Source organism: Hamadaea flava (assembly GCF_024172085.1).
Lineage (GTDB): Bacteria > Actinomycetota > Actinomycetes > Mycobacteriales > Micromonosporaceae > Hamadaea > Hamadaea flava.
The window spans coordinates 3,902,440-3,917,768 of the sequence record NZ_JAMZDZ010000001.1; the positions used below are offsets into that span (position 1 = coordinate 3,902,440).

The 15,329-nt window shown below is 71.4% G+C and carries 15 protein-coding genes; all 15 read left to right on the forward strand.

Annotated features, from left to right (window positions below):
- Positions 1–223: 223 nt before the first annotated feature.
- The 15 genes from HDA40_RS18295 (at position 224) to HDA40_RS18365 (ending at position 15,185) form a co-directional block, all read left to right on the forward strand.
- Complete coding sequence (locus tag HDA40_RS18295) at positions 224–871, forward strand: SAF domain-containing protein (RefSeq protein ID WP_253757463.1); 648 nt, start codon at positions 224–226, stop codon at positions 869–871.
- Position 872: 1 nt separating this feature from the next.
- On the forward strand, positions 873–1,571 hold the full coding sequence (locus HDA40_RS18300) for a MinD/ParA family ATP-binding protein (protein ID WP_253757465.1): 699 nt from the start codon (positions 873–875) through the stop codon (positions 1,569–1,571).
- Positions 1,568–2,896, forward strand: coding sequence for a TadA family conjugal transfer-associated ATPase (locus tag HDA40_RS18305; RefSeq protein WP_253757467.1), 1,329 nt, complete (start codon positions 1,568–1,570; stop codon positions 2,894–2,896). Before HDA40_RS18300 ends, HDA40_RS18305 begins: the two co-directional genes overlap by 4 nt.
- Positions 2,897–2,898: 2 nt before the next feature.
- Complete coding sequence (locus HDA40_RS18310) at positions 2,899–3,723, forward strand: type II secretion system F family protein (RefSeq protein ID WP_253757469.1); 825 nt, start codon at positions 2,899–2,901, stop codon at positions 3,721–3,723.
- On the forward strand, positions 3,720–4,628 hold the full coding sequence (locus tag HDA40_RS18315) for a type II secretion system F family protein (protein WP_253757471.1): 909 nt from the start codon (positions 3,720–3,722) through the stop codon (positions 4,626–4,628). Before HDA40_RS18310 ends, HDA40_RS18315 begins: the two co-directional genes overlap by 4 nt.
- Positions 4,629–4,683: 55 nt before the next feature.
- On the forward strand, positions 4,684–4,878 hold the full coding sequence (locus tag HDA40_RS18320) for a hypothetical protein (protein WP_253757473.1): 195 nt from the start codon (positions 4,684–4,686) through the stop codon (positions 4,876–4,878).
- Positions 4,875–5,267 carry a TadE/TadG family type IV pilus assembly protein gene (locus HDA40_RS18325; protein WP_253757475.1) on the forward strand — a complete coding sequence of 131 codons (393 nt, stop codon included), beginning with the start codon at positions 4,875–4,877 and terminating at the stop codon, positions 5,265–5,267. Before HDA40_RS18320 ends, HDA40_RS18325 begins: the two co-directional genes overlap by 4 nt.
- Before the next feature lie 58 nt (positions 5,268–5,325).
- On the forward strand, positions 5,326–5,787 hold the full coding sequence (locus HDA40_RS18330; RefSeq protein WP_253757477.1) for a hypothetical protein: 462 nt from the start codon (positions 5,326–5,328) through the stop codon (positions 5,785–5,787).
- On the forward strand, positions 5,784–6,215 hold the full coding sequence (locus HDA40_RS18335) for a pilus assembly protein TadG-related protein (protein ID WP_253757479.1): 432 nt from the start codon (positions 5,784–5,786) through the stop codon (positions 6,213–6,215). The genes HDA40_RS18330 and HDA40_RS18335 overlap by 4 nt, the downstream gene beginning before the upstream one ends.
- 10 nt (positions 6,216–6,225) lie before the next feature.
- Entirely contained in the window at positions 6,226–8,970 is a 2,745-nt protein-coding gene (locus tag HDA40_RS18340) for an AfsR/SARP family transcriptional regulator (RefSeq protein WP_253757481.1), read from the forward strand.
- Positions 8,967–9,686 carry a prepilin peptidase gene (locus HDA40_RS18345; protein ID WP_253757483.1) on the forward strand — a complete coding sequence of 240 codons (720 nt, stop codon included), beginning with the start codon at positions 8,967–8,969 and terminating at the stop codon, positions 9,684–9,686. The genes HDA40_RS18340 and HDA40_RS18345 overlap by 4 nt, the downstream gene beginning before the upstream one ends.
- A 39-nt stretch (positions 9,687–9,725) precedes the next feature.
- Entirely contained in the window at positions 9,726–11,114 is a 1,389-nt protein-coding gene (locus tag HDA40_RS18350; protein ID WP_253757485.1) for a hypothetical protein, read from the forward strand.
- Between the two features lie 341 nt (positions 11,115–11,455).
- Positions 11,456–12,574: a tyrosine-type recombinase/integrase gene (locus HDA40_RS18355; protein ID WP_253757487.1), complete on the forward strand. Its 1,119-nt coding sequence runs from the start codon at positions 11,456–11,458 to the stop codon at positions 12,572–12,574.
- On the forward strand, positions 12,571–12,897 hold the full coding sequence (locus tag HDA40_RS18360) for a helix-turn-helix domain-containing protein (protein WP_027343943.1): 327 nt from the start codon (positions 12,571–12,573) through the stop codon (positions 12,895–12,897). The genes HDA40_RS18355 and HDA40_RS18360 overlap by 4 nt, the downstream gene beginning before the upstream one ends.
- A gap of 956 nt (positions 12,898–13,853) precedes the next feature.
- Positions 13,854–15,185, forward strand: a complete 1,332-nt coding sequence (locus tag HDA40_RS18365) for a site-specific integrase (protein WP_253757490.1) — start codon at positions 13,854–13,856, stop codon at positions 15,183–15,185.
- The last annotated feature ends 144 nt before the right edge of the window (positions 15,186–15,329 follow it).

Consider the following 15,329-nt stretch of genomic DNA (forward strand, 5'->3'; position numbering starts at 1 on the left):
TAACGCATTCGCTCTCTTTGGCCTGGTAACGATGGGCTCTTTGAGCGATACCGAGTCCTGACATGTCACGACCTGCGCACTAGCGCCGCGCTAGTGCGCTGTCGCATACGAGTCGAACGTACACCGTGTACGTACGCGGTCTACGTACACGCATGTCCGTGGCGGCGATCCTTCGCGCTCAGGTACGACAAAGGTTCGTACTTCGCAACGGGGGTGAGTCACCATGACCGCGGTCGCCGAACGCGCCAAGGCACCGGCACGGCCGAGCATCAGCACGGCGCAGCCGAAGCGGCGCTGGTCGCTACTGGTCGGCGGTTTGCTGCTTGTTCTGTTGTCCGCAGGCGTCTTCGCCGTGATCCAGCTGGGCGGTGATGCCCGGGTCCAGGTGCTCGCGGTCGCGCGGCCGGTGGCCGCTGGGCAACCTATCAGCGCTGCTGATCTTCGTACTGTCGGGGTGGTTCCCGACCCGACCATCAAGCTCGTCCCGGCGGGGCAGGCGCAGCAGATCATCGGCCGCACGGCCGCCGTCCCGCTGGCTGAAGGTGTTCTGCTGACTGAGTCGCAGCTCGGCCCGGCCAGCTGGCCCGAGGCCGGTCAGGCGGTGGTGGCCACGGCGCTCAAGCCCGGCCAGGTCCCGGCGGGCATCGCGCCGGGAAGCCGCGTCCTTGTGGTCATGGTCGCCAAGGACACCGGCCCCGCCGACCCGGCCCTGCCGTCCGCGCCGGTGTCAGTCCCGGCCACAGTGGTCGAGGTCGTGCCGAGCGCGGATGGCGCGGACACCACCGTGGTATCGCTGCTGCTGGGCCGTGACGATGCGACCAAGGTCGCCGGGTCAGGCTCGGCGGTTTCCCTGGTCGTGGTGGGCAGCTGACGTGTTGATCGCTGTCACCTCGCTCAAGTCCGGCGGAGCCACCACCGTCGCCGCCGCGCTCGCGGCCGTCTGGCCCGAGCCCGCCTGCCTCATTGAGGCCGACCCAGCGGGTGGTGACCTCGGCGGCTGGCACCGTTTGCCGGACGCTCCCGGGCTGGCGTCGCTGGCCAATGCGTGCCGCACCGGGCAGGCCGACCTCACTGAGCACGCCACGCGGCTGCCGTTCGGCGTCGATGTGGTTCTCGCTGCTGCTGGTCGCCCTCAGGCCAGCGCCGCGATCGGGTTGCTGGCCGATACCGAGCCCGCCCGGTGGGCCAAGGAGCGCCCCATCGTCCTCGATGTCGGCCGTCTGGAGCCCGGTTCCCCGGCGCTGCCGCTGCTGGAGCTGGCCGACATGGTCCTCGTCGTGGCCGGCGGCGACGTGCTGTCCCTTCTGCGGGTCTCCCTCGCCGACATCCCGGTCCAGCGAGCTGGCCTGGTCACCGTCGGGCCGCTCGCGCACCCGCGCGAAGACCTGGCCCGGGTGCTGCCGCTGCCGCTGCTGGCCGAGATGCCGTGGGACCGCCACAGCGCCGAGGTCATCGCCGGGACCCGCAAACCCCGCCGGGCGTGGACTCGCGTCGGCCTGCCCGCCACTGCCCGCGCCCTAGCCGTATCCCTTGCCGCGCCAGCGATCCCCGCAGGAGGTGACCACCGATGACCACGCCGTCGAACCCCGCTGACACGGAAGCCGTGCTCGTCGCCGACCTGCGCGCCCAGGTCACCCAGGCCCTGGCCGGACACGCCGGGGGCGGGCCGCTGGCCGCCGCCGAGCGCCGCCGCCTGGCCGAGCAGTACACCGCCGAAGCCCTCGACGCCCACGCCCGGCAGGCTTTGGGGGCCGGGCGGGCGCCGCTGGCGGCCAACGTCGAGGCCCGCGTCGCTCGCGCCGTGATCGACCATCTGGTCGGCGCGGGCGGACTGCAGCACCTGCTCGACAACCCCGACATCGAAAACGTGCACGCCAACGGCTGCGATGAGGTGTTCATCCGCTACGCCGGGGGCAAGTCGGAGATCGGGCCGCCGATCGCTGAATCCGATGAGGCGCTGATCGAGATGATCCGGGCGCTGGCCACTGAGGCCGCGTTCGGCGACGACTTCTCCGGCCACGGCGAGGAGCGCACCTTCGACCGCACCAACCCGGTCCTGGACCTGCGGCTTCGCGACGGGTCCCGGCTCTGTGCGGTGATGTCGGTGGCTCGCCGCCCGTCGCTGTCGATCCGCCGCCCGACGATGATCAACGCCGATCTCGAAGACCTGGTGGCCAAGGGCACCCTCGACGAGGCGTTGTGCCGGGTGATCCAGGCTGCCATGCGCGCGAAGCTCAACATCATCTTCTCCGGCGGCACCAACACCGGCAAGACGACCCTGGCCAGGGCCGCCGCGCGGGCGATCGGCCCGCACGAGCGGCTGATCACCATCGAGGACAGCTACGAGCTGGAGCTGCACGACGCGGTCGCGCACCCCAACGTCACCGCGCTGCAGGCCCGCCGCCCGAACCTGGAGGGCGTCGGGGCGGTGTCGATGTCGGCGTTGGTGCGTACGGCTCTGAGGATGGACCCCGATCGCGTCATCGTCGGTGAGGCGCGGGGCGATGAGGTGATCGATCTGCTCAAGGCCATGAGCCAGGGCAACGACGGCAGCTTCGCCACCGTGCACGCGAGCTCATCGGCGCAGGCGTTCTCCCGCCTCATGATGTACGCGGTCCAGGCGCCCGAACGGCTCAGCTTCGAGGCATCAGCAATGCTGATCGCCGAGAGCCTGAACCTGGTGGTCCAGCTGTCCTGGTCACCGGACAAGACCCGCGTCGTGTCCAGCATGCGCGAGGTCGTCGGGTTCGACGGCCGCGACGTCATCAGCAACGAGGTGTGGAAGCCCGGCCCCGGGCAGCGGGCGGTACCCAACACCCCGCTGCGGGCCGACACCCTCGACCGCCTCGAAGCCGCCGGGCTCGACCCGGCCGTCATCGACCGGGTCGGGTGGTAGCCGTGACCGCACTGTCCGCCCTGCTCGGCGCGGGCTTCGGCCTCGGCCTGATCGCCATGCTCGCCGGACTACGCCGCCCCGCCGCCACCGACCGGCCGCGTACGCCCGGCGTGCGGATGACCCGCGAGCAGGTCATCCGCCTGGCTATCGCGTTGGTCGTCGCCGTCCTTGCCGGGCTGCTCACGGGCTGGCCGGTCGGAGCGATCCTGGCCGGGATCGGCGCGTACGCGCTGCCGATCGCCCTCGGTACGGACAAGCACGCCGCCCGCGCCCTGGCACGGACGGAGGCGATTGCGATGTGGGCGGAGATGCTGCGCGACAACCTGTCCGCCGCCGCCGGTCTGGAGCAGGCCATCCTCGTGACGGCTCCGTACGCGCCGGCCGCCATCCGCGACGAGATCAGCGAGCTGGCCGCCGCGGTGCGGCTCGGCCAGCGCCTTCCGGTCGCGCTGGGCGAACTGCGTACGCGTCTGGACGACCCGACCGGCCGTCTGGTGGTGCGGGCGCTGATCCAGGCGTCGACCCGCCAGTCCCGGCAGCTCGCCGAGCTGCTGTCGGAGCTGGCCAGCCGGGCACGCGCCCGAGCCACGCTGCGGTTGAAGATCGCACCGGGGCACGCGAAGATCCGCACGAACGCCAGGGTGATCACAGGTTTCACCATCACGATGGCGGTCGGCCTGATCGTGCTCAACCCGGCCTTCCTCAAGCCCTACGACAGTGTCACCGGGCAGCTGGTCCTCATCGTCGTCGGCGTCGTGTTCGCCGCCGGGTTCCTCGGCATCGCGCGGTTGGCCAAGGTCGGCGTCACAGAGGGAGGTCCCCGATGACCACCGCGATCATCCTCGGGCTCGGGACCGGCCTCGGGCTGGCGCTGCTGGCCGCATACGCCTTCCCGCCCCGCCTCACCCTGGCACAGGCGTTCGCCGCGCTGCACCCGCCCACGTCAGTCATGGCCGCGCCTACGCGCCCGGCCATCGCCGTGCAGGCGGGCGGACGGCTGGCCGGAGTGGGCAAGCCCTTCGTCCCGCTGCTGGCCCGCCTCGGCCTGCCCCGGGCCAGTGTGCGCGCCGACCTCGGCATCTGCGGCCGTGACCCATCGCGGCACCTAGCCGAGCAGGCGTCCATGGCCCTGTTCGGGTTCCTCATCCCGCCCGCGTTCGCGGCCGTGGTGACCCTGGGCGGCACGCCGATCGGCTGGCAGCTGCCGGTTTGGGCGTCGCTGATACTGGCCGGGCTCGGCGCGTTCGTACCCGATCTCGCCCTCGCGTCGGAGGCCGTCAAACGCCGCGCCGAGCTACGCAACGCCGTGTCGGCCATGTTGGACCTGGTCGTCATCTCCCTCGCGGGCGGCGCCGGGGTCGAGCAGGCGCTGCGTGACGCGACCGACGACGCCGAAGGCTGGGCTCAGGCTGCTCTGCGCCAGGCGGTGGAGGCGGCGCACCTGCGGCGCCGGCCGCCGTGGCAGACCCTCGGTGAACTCGGTGAGACCGCGGGCATGACCGCGCTGGCCGAGCTGTCGGCGGCATTGTCGATGGCAGGCAGCGAGGGCGCGCGGATCAAGGCCACCTTGTCGGCCCGGTCGGCGGCGCTGATGACCCACCAACTCGCCGAGGCCGAGGCCGCCGCCGCATCCGCCACCGAGCGCATGGTGCTGCCCCTGGTCCTGCTCTTGGGCGGCTTCATGATCTTCCTCATTTTCCCTGCCTTCGCGTCGATCCTCGGCGCGTTCTAGACCCTTGCGCCGGAACGGAAAGGCCGGTCCGGCACTACCTCACGGGAGGAAAGAAATGATCCACCAGCTGTATGCGTACGCCACGGTCGTCGGCATGGAGCTGCGCGACCGGGCGCGGCGGCGTACCCCGGACGGCGGCTACTCCACCGAGGCCATCGCCGTGACCGCGTTCCTGGTCGCGCTCGCCCTGGCGGCGCTGGCGATCCTGGGGCCGAAGGTGATGGCGAAGGTGCGGGGCATCAACCCGTGACCCGCCACCGGCGGCGTCGCCGCAGGGACAGAGGGGCGGCCAGCGTCGAGCTGGTGCTGGCCACCCCGCTCCTCCTCCTGCTGATCATGGCAGGGGTCCAGTTCGCGCTGTGGGCGCACGCCCGCCACATGGCCCAGGCTGCCGCCAACGAGGGCGTGCAGTCCGCGCGGGCCTACCGCAGCAGCGCCGCTGCCGGGAAAGCCGACACCGAGGCGCTGCTACGCGACCTGTCCGGCGGGTCGCTGACCGGGACCGCCGTGACCGCCAGCCGCAGCGCCACGGCGGCCACGATCACCGTCACCGGCGGTGCGTCGTCGGTCATCCCCGGCCTGACGTTCCCCGTCCGGGTCACCGTCACCGCGCCCGTCGAGCGAGTGCCCGGCACATAGCCATTCCCCTACAGCGCACACATCGGCCCGCATTGGCGCGGGCCGCGAGGAGGTGTCCATGTCGAGCATCAACCGTGACGGCCGCCTGCCCCGCGCAGGCGGCCTGCGCCGCCTCCGCGCGGCCAGCGACCGCGGCTCGGTCACCACCGAGATGGCGGTCCTCGTCGTGCCGTTCCTGATCGTGCTGGCCATGTTCATCGTCGTGGCCGCCCGAGTCGCCTCCGTCTCCATCGACGCGCGGGCCGTGGCCGCAGCAGCGGCTCGAGCCGCCGCCGACGCACCGACCCCCGCCGCCGCCCGCACCGCCGCCACCAACGCCGCCAACGCGATGGCCTCGGGCAGTCAGTTCCGCTGCACCGCCACCACCAACACCGGCCAGTTCCGCCGGGGCGGCGCGGTCACCGTGAACGTGGCCTGCGTGATGCGCCTGGACGACCTCGGACTGCCTGGCGTCGGCACCACAAAGACCGCACACGCCTCGGCCACCGAGCCAATCGACACGTATCGAGCTGGGACATGAAGGCCAACCGCCGCAACACTTTCCGCCGCCTTCTGCACCGCGATCAGGGCACGGTCACCGCGTTCACGATCGTCTGGGTCGCCGCCGCGCTGCTGCTGGCCGGGCTCGTCCTGGACGCCGGGCTCGCCGTGTCCACCAAGGTCAGCGCCCGGTCGACGGCCCAAGCCGCCGCCCGCGCCGGAGCCCGCGAACTCGACGTGGCAACCCTGCGCCGCACCGGCGTAGCGCGGCTGGACCCGGTCAAGGCCCGCGACGCCGCCACCGGCTGGATCGCCCGTGCCGGGCTGCGCGGCACGGTCACCGTCACCGCGACGACCGTCACCGTCGAGATCACCACTGCGCAGCCCACGCAGCTGCTCAACCTCGCGGGGATCGACAGCATCCCCGTCCACGCCACCGCGACCGCCGAAGCGGTCATCCCCACCTAGGAGGTTCGTGATGCTGTCCTGGCTGGGCCGCTGGCTGGTGCGCGCCAGCGCAGGCAGCGCCCTACTCGCTGTGCTGGGCGGAATCCCGGCCTTCCTGACCATGGCCATCGGCTGGCCGCTGCCGCACTCCGTCCCCGACCGCGAAGCGCTGACCGGATTCCTCACCGGCGGGGTCACCGACCGCATGGTCCTGAACCTGCTCGCCATCGCGATCTGGCTCGTCTGGGCGCTGTTCGCCCAAGCGGTGCTCGCCGAGCTGCGCGACATCGGTCGCGGAGTCAAAGACCTGCACCCGCGCCGCCACCGCAACCCCATGCGCACCGCCGCGTCGCTGCTGATCAGCTCCATGCTGCTCGGCAGCGTCCTGGCCGCGACCGCCGCCACCGCCACCCCGCAGCCCGCCCGCGCCGTCCCCGCGCCTCCGATCGCCGCCACCGCCCAGGCCGCCCCCATGCTCAGCCAGGCCGCCGAAGGCCCGACGATCGTGCACGTCGGCAACGAGCGCTACGTCTACACCGTCAAACGAGGCGACTACCTCTCCAAGATCGCCAAAGCGTGGCTCGGTGACGCGAACCGGTGGCCGGAGATCTGCGACATGAACTGGCACCGCCACTTCCCGAAGGTGGGCGGGACGCTGCGGGACTGCAACCTGATCTACCCCGGCTGGGACCTGCGGCTGCCCGCCGACGCCCGCCCACCGCACGGAGCCAGGCCGGTCAAGCCACCTGTCACCCAGAACCCACCGCCGGTCGTCACCACGCCGACCCCGTCGACGTCGCCGAGCAGCCCAGCCGTCACCCCGAGCCCAAGCGTCACGGCGAGTCCGGGCATCACGGCCAGCCCCGGCGTGGACAGCCCGGTCGTCGTGCCCAGCGGGGTGCCTTCCACAGTGCCCGCGTCGCCTTCGCCGAGCACATCGGCGTCCGGGTCGCCGACGCCGTCCGTGTCTTCGAGTTCGTCGGCTCCGGTGTCGCCGGCCGCCAGCGACACCGAAAGCCCGGACTCGGCCGACGAGCACGGAATTCAGGTGTCGCCGTCAAGTTGGCTGCCCTGGGGGCTCGCCCTGGCGATCAGCGCCGCCGTGGTGCTGGTGTGGATGCAGCGCCGACGCCGCTTCACCGGTCAGCCCGACGACGACCCGCCGACTATGCTGCCCGAGCCGGTTGTGCGGGTGCGCCGCGCGATAGCCCGCAACCCGGAACTGGCCCGGCCCGAAGTCACTGAGGCCGACCAGCCTGCGCTCGTGCCCGACCTCGCGCCGCTGCCACCGGGCGGGACGGGCCTTACCGGCGAGGGCGCGCACGCTGCCGCGCGGGCCATGCTCGTCGCGGTGCTCGCCTCGGGCGGCCCGCACCACCCCGACACACGCGGCGAGGTCATCATCGACGCCGCCACGTTGGCCACCCTGCTCGGCCCCGACGTCGTCACGCTCGGCACCTGGCCGCGCCTGCACGTGGCCGACAGCGTCGACGACGCCCTCACCGTCGTCGAAGGATGGCTGCTGCACCGCAGCCGCATCCTGGACGAGCACGCCCTGACCGACCTGGACGAGCTGCGTCAGCAGGTCCCCGACGAGGAGGCGCTGCCGCCGGTCATGCTCATCACCGAGACACCGCCTGCCGGCGCGCGGATGCGGGCGAAGGTCGCCCTCGGTCTCGGCGGCGGCCTGCAGGTGACTGGGTTGCTGCTGGGCGAGTGGGCGCACGGCCCGACCATCGAGACGGCTGCCGATGGGCACACCAAGCTCGTGGCCGGGCAGTCCGCCGACCCGATCCCGGCCCGCCTTCCGGTGCTCGACCCGGCCGCCGCGATCCAGATCCTGACCACCCTGCGCGAGGCCCAGACCGGCGAACCCCCGGCGATCGTGTCCCCGGCCGTGCCCGTCACCGTCGTGCCCCTGCACTCCAGCCGTGCCGTGGCGGCCGAGGACCAGCCGCAGCGGCCCGCCGAACAGCAGACGCGCATGCCCGCCGACGCCCCGGCCGCGCCGGTCGCGACGGCCGGGCCGGTGAAGGCGAAGCTGCGGGTCATCGGCCCGCCGCGTATCGACGGCATCGTCCACGACGGCCGGGCACTGCGCGCCAAAGCCAAGGAGCTGGCGGTGTTCCTCGCGGTGCACCCAGACGGCGTGGAGACCCGGACCATCGGCGACAACATCGAACTCGACGCCCGCATCAGCCAGGCCGCCCAGCGCGTCCACACCAACGCGAGCAACCTGCGGCATGTGCTCGGCCGGGCCGCGGTCCCCGACGCGCCCAACGCGTACGTCGTCAAAGGCGGCGGCGGGTACAAGCTCGACCCGGCGACCGTGGATGTGGACGTGTGGACGCTGCGCGACCTGATGCGCAAAGCCGCCATCGCCTCCGGCCCGGCTCGCCGCGAACTGCTTACCGCGGCCTGCGACCTCTACACGGCGCCCCTCGCGGAGGGTGAGGACTACGAGTGGCTGGCCCCGCACCGCGAGACAGTGCGCCGCTGGGGCACCGAAGCCCACCTGCTGCTGGCCGACGACCTGCTCGCCGACCACCACTCGCAGGAGGCATCCGACCTGCTCGACAAGGCGATCGGGTTGGACCGCTACAACGAGGCCCTGTACGTGCGGGCGATGCACGCCCGCCACGGACTCGGCGACGCCGACGGCATCCGGACCCTGCTGCGCGCCCTGACCAAGGCATTGGCCGACCTGGACGCCGAGCCGCAGGACGACACCCGAACCCTGGCGGCCAAGCTGCGCACCAGCCTGGAACAGCGATGACCACCACGATCGCGCCCCGCCGCATCGGCGTACGCACGGCGCTGCCCGCGCTGGCCGTCGTCCCGCTGCTGCGCTACGCCATCGCCGTGCACGCCGTGGCCGACGACCAGCCGTGGCGTGCCGCGTGCCCGTGCGGGAAACCGCTGTGGCCCAACGCCATCGGGCCGTCCGGCTGCTGTGCCGGATGCGGCGTGCGGGTCGGTGCACCGCCCTACGCGGTAGAAGCCGCCGCGCTTCTCGGCGCGGCCGGGCTGGCGGTCTCCGGGCTCGGCGGCTTCGCGCTGGCGGCGTACGCGTGGTGGACCGCCGCGATGATCGTGCTCGCCTTCGTGGACGCGGCGGTGATGCGGCTGCCGCACCGGATCACCGCCGCCGCCACGGCCGGGTTCCTCGGCCTGCTCGCCCTCGGCGGCCCGGCAGCGGCGTGGTGGCGGGCTGTCGCGGCTGGGCTCGTTTTGGCCGCCTTCTTCGGCGTGCTGGCCGCCGCCTCGCGCGGGCAGCTCGGCTGGGGTGACGTCAGCCTGGCCGTGCCGGTAGCCGCCGCGCTCGGTTGGCAGAACTGGACCGCTGTGTACGCGGGCGTACTGCTGGGCCTGGGGACGGCCGCGATCACCGCGATCACTCTGCGCCGCCTGGGCCGCCTGACGCCCGGGACCTCGCTACCGCTCGGCCCATTCCTGATCACGGCCGCATACACCGTCGCCGTCTGGTCGTAGCCGCACACCGCAATGAACCACGGGGAAGGGAAATCGGTCGTGAGCTTCGACGACCTCACCACGTACTACCAGGCCAACGAGACCGTAGTGACCGGCCTGGCACTGCTCACCCTTGTCGGCCTGATGCTGCTGACCGCCAACCGCATGCGCAAGATGAGCGCCCACCGCGCCACCCTGCTCGTCGCCAACCTGCTCACCGTCGTAGCGGCGGGCCTGGCCACCGCCGTCAGCGCCTCGGGCATGTGGAAGTTCTTCACCGACATCCTCGGCGACAGCCCGCTGCGGTACGCATTCTTCTGGTTCATCGAAGTCGCCCTGTTCGCATCAGCCCTGCTGGCCCGCGCCCGGCTGCTGCGCGACCCAGCCAACGCCAGCACCGGCGTAGACGGCATCGCGGTCTGGGTCTTCGCCGCCCTCACCGCCTCCCTGTCCGCCACCGACGCCGACAGCGTCCGCGAGGTCTGCCTACGCCTGGCCGCACCCCTCGTAGCTGCGTGGATGTGGGAACGCGCCCTCGCGGCCGAACGCAACGCCCGCACCGGCACCACCAACCGGCGCATCCACTGGACCCTCACCGTGGAACGGGTCTTCGTCTGGCTCCACCTGGCCGAGGCTCAGGGCCGCGACGTGACCGAGGTCGACCGCATCCGCCGGCGCGCCCGCCTCGGACGAGCCCGCCTCAACCTGTACCTGTTGCAGAACAAGAAGAACACCAGCGCGTGGCGGCTACGCCGCGCCCACACCAAAGTGGTCCGCCGCGCCATGCAGGCCGCCGAGCACACCGGCCTGGCCGCCATCCCCGACGCCGCCACCGAACGCGAAGCGATCCAGATGTATATGGCCACCATCTACGGCATCGTGGACGCCACCAGCCCGCAAGCCGTCGCACACCTCAACGCGTGGCACACCAGCCCGGCCCCAGCTGTCGCCGACGACGTCGACCTGTCGCGCGACAACGCCCCCGCGCCTGCGGCGGTGCTCGCGATCCCCGCAACCATGCTCCCGGCGAGGGTCAACGGCCACGACCTGCCGACCAGTGACGCCATCGGCTTCGAGCTCGCCGCCGACGACCCCGAAGCCGCCCAGCTCGCCGCCGAACGCGACCGCGTTCCCGCCGACGCCACGCTGCAGGGCCGCGACGATGACCCAGAAGCGCAGGCCGACGACGACACAACCGACGACGACGAAGACGAGGACGACGACGAGACCATCCTGGCTGACGACGCGAACACCTCGGCGGTCGCAGCCATGCGCCGGTTCTGGGACGCCGAAGTCAGCCAAGGCCGCGTGCCTACTGGAGCTAAACTCTCGCGAGCTGCCAGTGTGCCGCCCGCCACCGGGCTCGGACGGCGTATGCGGCGCAGGTGGATCAAGGAGTTACCTGAGCAGGCGCGCAGACCCCTCGCCCAGGCCGGTGACCACCGGTAGGCGTTCCCGGCGGGCCGCCGTCGTCTACGCATAGGTACTCCCGTGCGAGTGACTATCCAGCGGCGGTGGCACAGAAATGCCCCGCGTCGGTCCACGGGGGAAGACCGGCGCGAGGCGTGACGACAACGATAACGGGTAGCCCGGCGGCCGGTATCACCCGCGAGGAGGACCGGCCACCATCCGCGGCTACCAGAAATACGAGCGGAGTTGCTTCCGATGCAACTGCTTCGCATGGCGGGTGACGACTGGGATCAGCCGCTCGAGTGACCATGGCGCGCCGCTAGCCTGGCTCGAATGGGTCATACCGTCACTAACGACGCAATGTTGTGTTTAATGCAACCATGAAGGAGCTGGCCGCCTCGACCGTCGCCCCCAATCTGTTGCCGTCATCGGGAGTTGTCTTTCTCGATCCGACGCCGGCGGTGCTGGGGGCCATGCTGGAGGGCTGGTCACGGCAGCAGCGGGTGCGGTTTTTGAAGGCGGAGACCATCCGGCGACGCGTGGACCTGGTGAGGCGGCTGTCGCGTTTTGCCAATCAGTACCCGTGGGAGTGGAGCGCAGCAGAGGTCGAGGCGTTCGTCGATCACCTGCGGGGTGGCCCGAAGCCAATCGTGTACTCGACGGCCAGGGCGTACCTCAACGGCATCCAGTTGTTCTTGGAATACGTCACCGATCCGCGCTACGAGTGGCAGCAGCTGTGCGAGGAGCGGTTCGGGCGTGCTCCGCGGCAGGTTCTGGGCGAGTGGAACACCATCGCGCACGTCTCAGAGTACGAGGGCCGGCCGGGTCGGCGCCCGCTGACCTATGACGAGGTCCAGGCGTTGTTCGATGCCGCAGATGGGCGGGTCGAGGTGATCAGGTCCCGGGGCCGCAAAGGTGGCCTGGCTGCGCAGCGGGACTCGGCGATGCTCAAGACGGTGTATGCGTTCGGTCTTCGGCGCCGCGAGGCGTGGGGTCTGGATCTGGCCGATCTTCGTCGCAATCCGCGGGTGCCGGACTTCGGCCAGTTCGGCGCTGCGCTGGTGCGCTGGGGCAAGTCGTCGCGGGGCAGTCCGCCCAAGCGCCGCACGGTGTTGCTGGTGCCGGAGATGGACTGGATCGTCGCGGTGCTGCAGCAGTGGCTGGACGAGGTGCGGCCCAGGTTCCAGCCTGCCGGCCACGCCGCGTTGTGGGTCAACGAGCGCCATGAGCGGGTGTCGTGGCGCAGCCTCAACGACGCGTTCGTCGCCGCCCGGGAGGCGGCCGGCCTGGACCCGGCACTGGACCTGCACTGCCTGCGGCACTCCTACGTCACGCACTTGATCGAGTTCGGGTATCCCGAGCGGTTCGTGCAGGAGCAGGCCGGCCACGCCTACGCCTCCACCACCGCGTTGTACACCGGGGTGTCCGACGAGTACCGCAACCGGCTGTTGACCCGTGCTCTGCAGACACGCGGACCGAATCTGTGGGAGGCGTTGTGACCAGCGGACTTGCCATCGCATGGCATCTGCGGCTGCGGATGGCGGAGAAGGGCATGTACGCCACGACGGAGCTGGTGCCGCTGCTGGCCGAGCGCGGCGTTGACTTGTCCCGTGAGCAGGTGTTCCGGCTGGTGACCCAGCCTCCGCAGCGGCTCAGCATGGACACCCTGGCGGCGTTGTGCGACATCCTCGGCTGCACGCCCAACGACCTGATCGAAGTGCAGCCGGTGCAGGCTGCGGTGCGTAAGGCGGTGGACGAGGTCGACCGGTCCGGTCCGCCGCCAGTGCGGCGGACCGCCATTCGTCGACCGGCAGCCGAATGACCAAGGAGGCACTCGTTGGCGCGATGCGCCAGCGGGTGCTCGACCGGCTCAGTGCCTGCCTGCCCGGCCTGGCCCAGGTTGACGCCGTCCGGCTGGTCGCGGCGGCCAACGCGGACAAGCGCCGCGGTCTACGAGAGCTCGACGCGTTTCTGCAGCGCGGGCTCGACGTCCTGGTGTCGGCATCGTCGGACACGCCACCGGGCGCGTTTCGGCTTCTGGTGCTGCTGGAGGGCGAGGGCCATCCAGTACGGGTGCCGGTGTGCGCCGAGTGCGGCCTGCGGCGGACGCATCTGCCTGGGCGCGGCGGTCGTGGTCGCGTGTGCCAGAGCTGCGCGGCCAAGGCACGGGCCCGCCCGTGCGCGCGGTGCGGGCAGACCCGACCCGTAGCCGTGATCGAGCCGGAAGGTCCGCTGTGCCATCCATGCCGTGACCGGGATCCGCGTCGGCACGAGCCGTGTTCGCGATGCGGTCGAGCCCGGCGGGTCAACGGTCGACTTCCGGATGGGTCGCCGCTGTGCAGCACGTGCCATGGCAAGCCGGTCCACATCTGTGCTGAGTGTGGGCGGGTCGATAAGGTCGCACGTCGCGGGCCGGACGGGCCGTTGTGCCCGCCCTGCTACGAGCGCGGCGGGCGGCAGCCGCGCCGTTGCGGCCGCTGCGGCCGGACGGGGCGGATTTCCGTGCGCGGTCGCGACGGCGGCCCGGACCTGTGCCGGCGCTGCAACCGGCAACCCGTGGTGGAGTGTGCTGGTTGCAAGCGGCTTCGACCCTGTGCCTTCGTGGCCACGGCGCGGCCGCTATGCGTGTCGTGCCGGCCGAGACGAGCCACGCCATGTGCCCGGTGCGGCACAAGCTGCCAGCCCGCCGCCCGTTGGCCCATAGGTGGGGTCTGCCGCCACTGTTACCGCCACGCCCGCGCCAACCCGTCGCCTTGCCCTTCCTGCGGCAAAGTACGCGTGCTCGTCGCGGCCGACTTCCGAGGCCGCGACGTGTGCGGGCCGTGCGCCGGTACCACGATCGACTACACATGCCGTACCTGCGGGCAAGCCGAGGAACGATACCGGCACGGCGAATGCGTCCGGTGCGTCGCGCGATCAAAGCTGGAAGACCAGTTCCGCAGGCCCGACGGATCTGTTCCGGCGGAGCTCACGCCGCTGCTGGCGGCGCTTGCCGCAGCGCATCGGCCGCGTTCGGTGCTGGCATGGGTCGAGCGTGGTGACGGCAGTGCGGCACTGCTACGTGACCTCGTGCGATCCGGTTGCGCTATCACGCATGAGGCCCTCGATGCCGCAACGCGGCAGCAAGCCGCTGCCGCACTACGTGAGATGCTCGTCCACGCCGGTGTCCTGCCCCGCCGCGACGAGCAACTCGAGCGGCTGGCTCCCTGGCTGAGCCGGACGCTGGCCACCGCACCCGCGCATCACCGGCAGGTGTTGCGCGCCTACGGCAACTGGTCGGTACTGAGGCGTGCCAGGCTGCGCGCGGACAGGACCCGGTTCACCGCCGCCAGCGCCCGCAACGCCCGCCTCAAAGTCTCCACAGCTCTGACGTTCCTGCGTTGGCTCGACACGACCGACCTCACCCTCGAGCGGGCTCGCCAGGCACACGTCGACACATGGATAGAGGACGGCGGCCTCAATCGGCGGCTTCTCGGCGACTTCCTCACATGGGCCAGCCGGAGAGGACTGGCCCAGAAGCTGTCCGTCGCCGCGATCACCCCGTCTGGGCCCGACCTGTCCATGACCGAAGACCAGAGGTGGGCGCTGCTCGACCGCCTCCTGCACGACACGGCGATCTCCGTCGACGTCCGGACGGCCGCGTCGCTGCTGCTGATCTACGGCTTGCCGGTCACGTTCATCGCGACCCTGACCACCGACAATGTCACCACCAGCGGCGGCAAGCACTTCCTGCAGGTCAAGGAACATCGTACGCAGCTGCCGCCCGCCGTCGCCGCCCTGATCACGCAAGCCGCGTCCGCAGCGCGCACCTCGTCGCTGGTCGGGCGCGCTGTGCCCGGCACCCCGTGGCTGTTTCCCGGTCGCCTGGCGGGTCGGCCCATCTCGGCAGCCGCCCTGTGCCAAAGACTCCGCCAGCACGGAATCCGAATTCGCCGTGCGCGCAACTCCGCACTGATCAGCTTGGCTGAGGACCTGCCCGCGCCGGTATTGAGCAAGATCCTCGGGATCAGCATCACGGCTGCGATCAGATGGACCCGCTACGCCAGGCGGGACTGGCTCCCCTTCGTCGGCGAACGCGCTGCGTCGGCCGCGAGCCGGTCACAGCGATGACCACCTCCCACACAACCGGCTCGAGCCGTGGTGTGTTGACCGCTGACGACCCGCACCGGGCCGCACGGGCGTCTGCTGCAGGCCGAGGACCAGTGACCAGAGGAACGGGACAGGCGGCAGGGCGGGGCGAGCGCCCCACCCTGC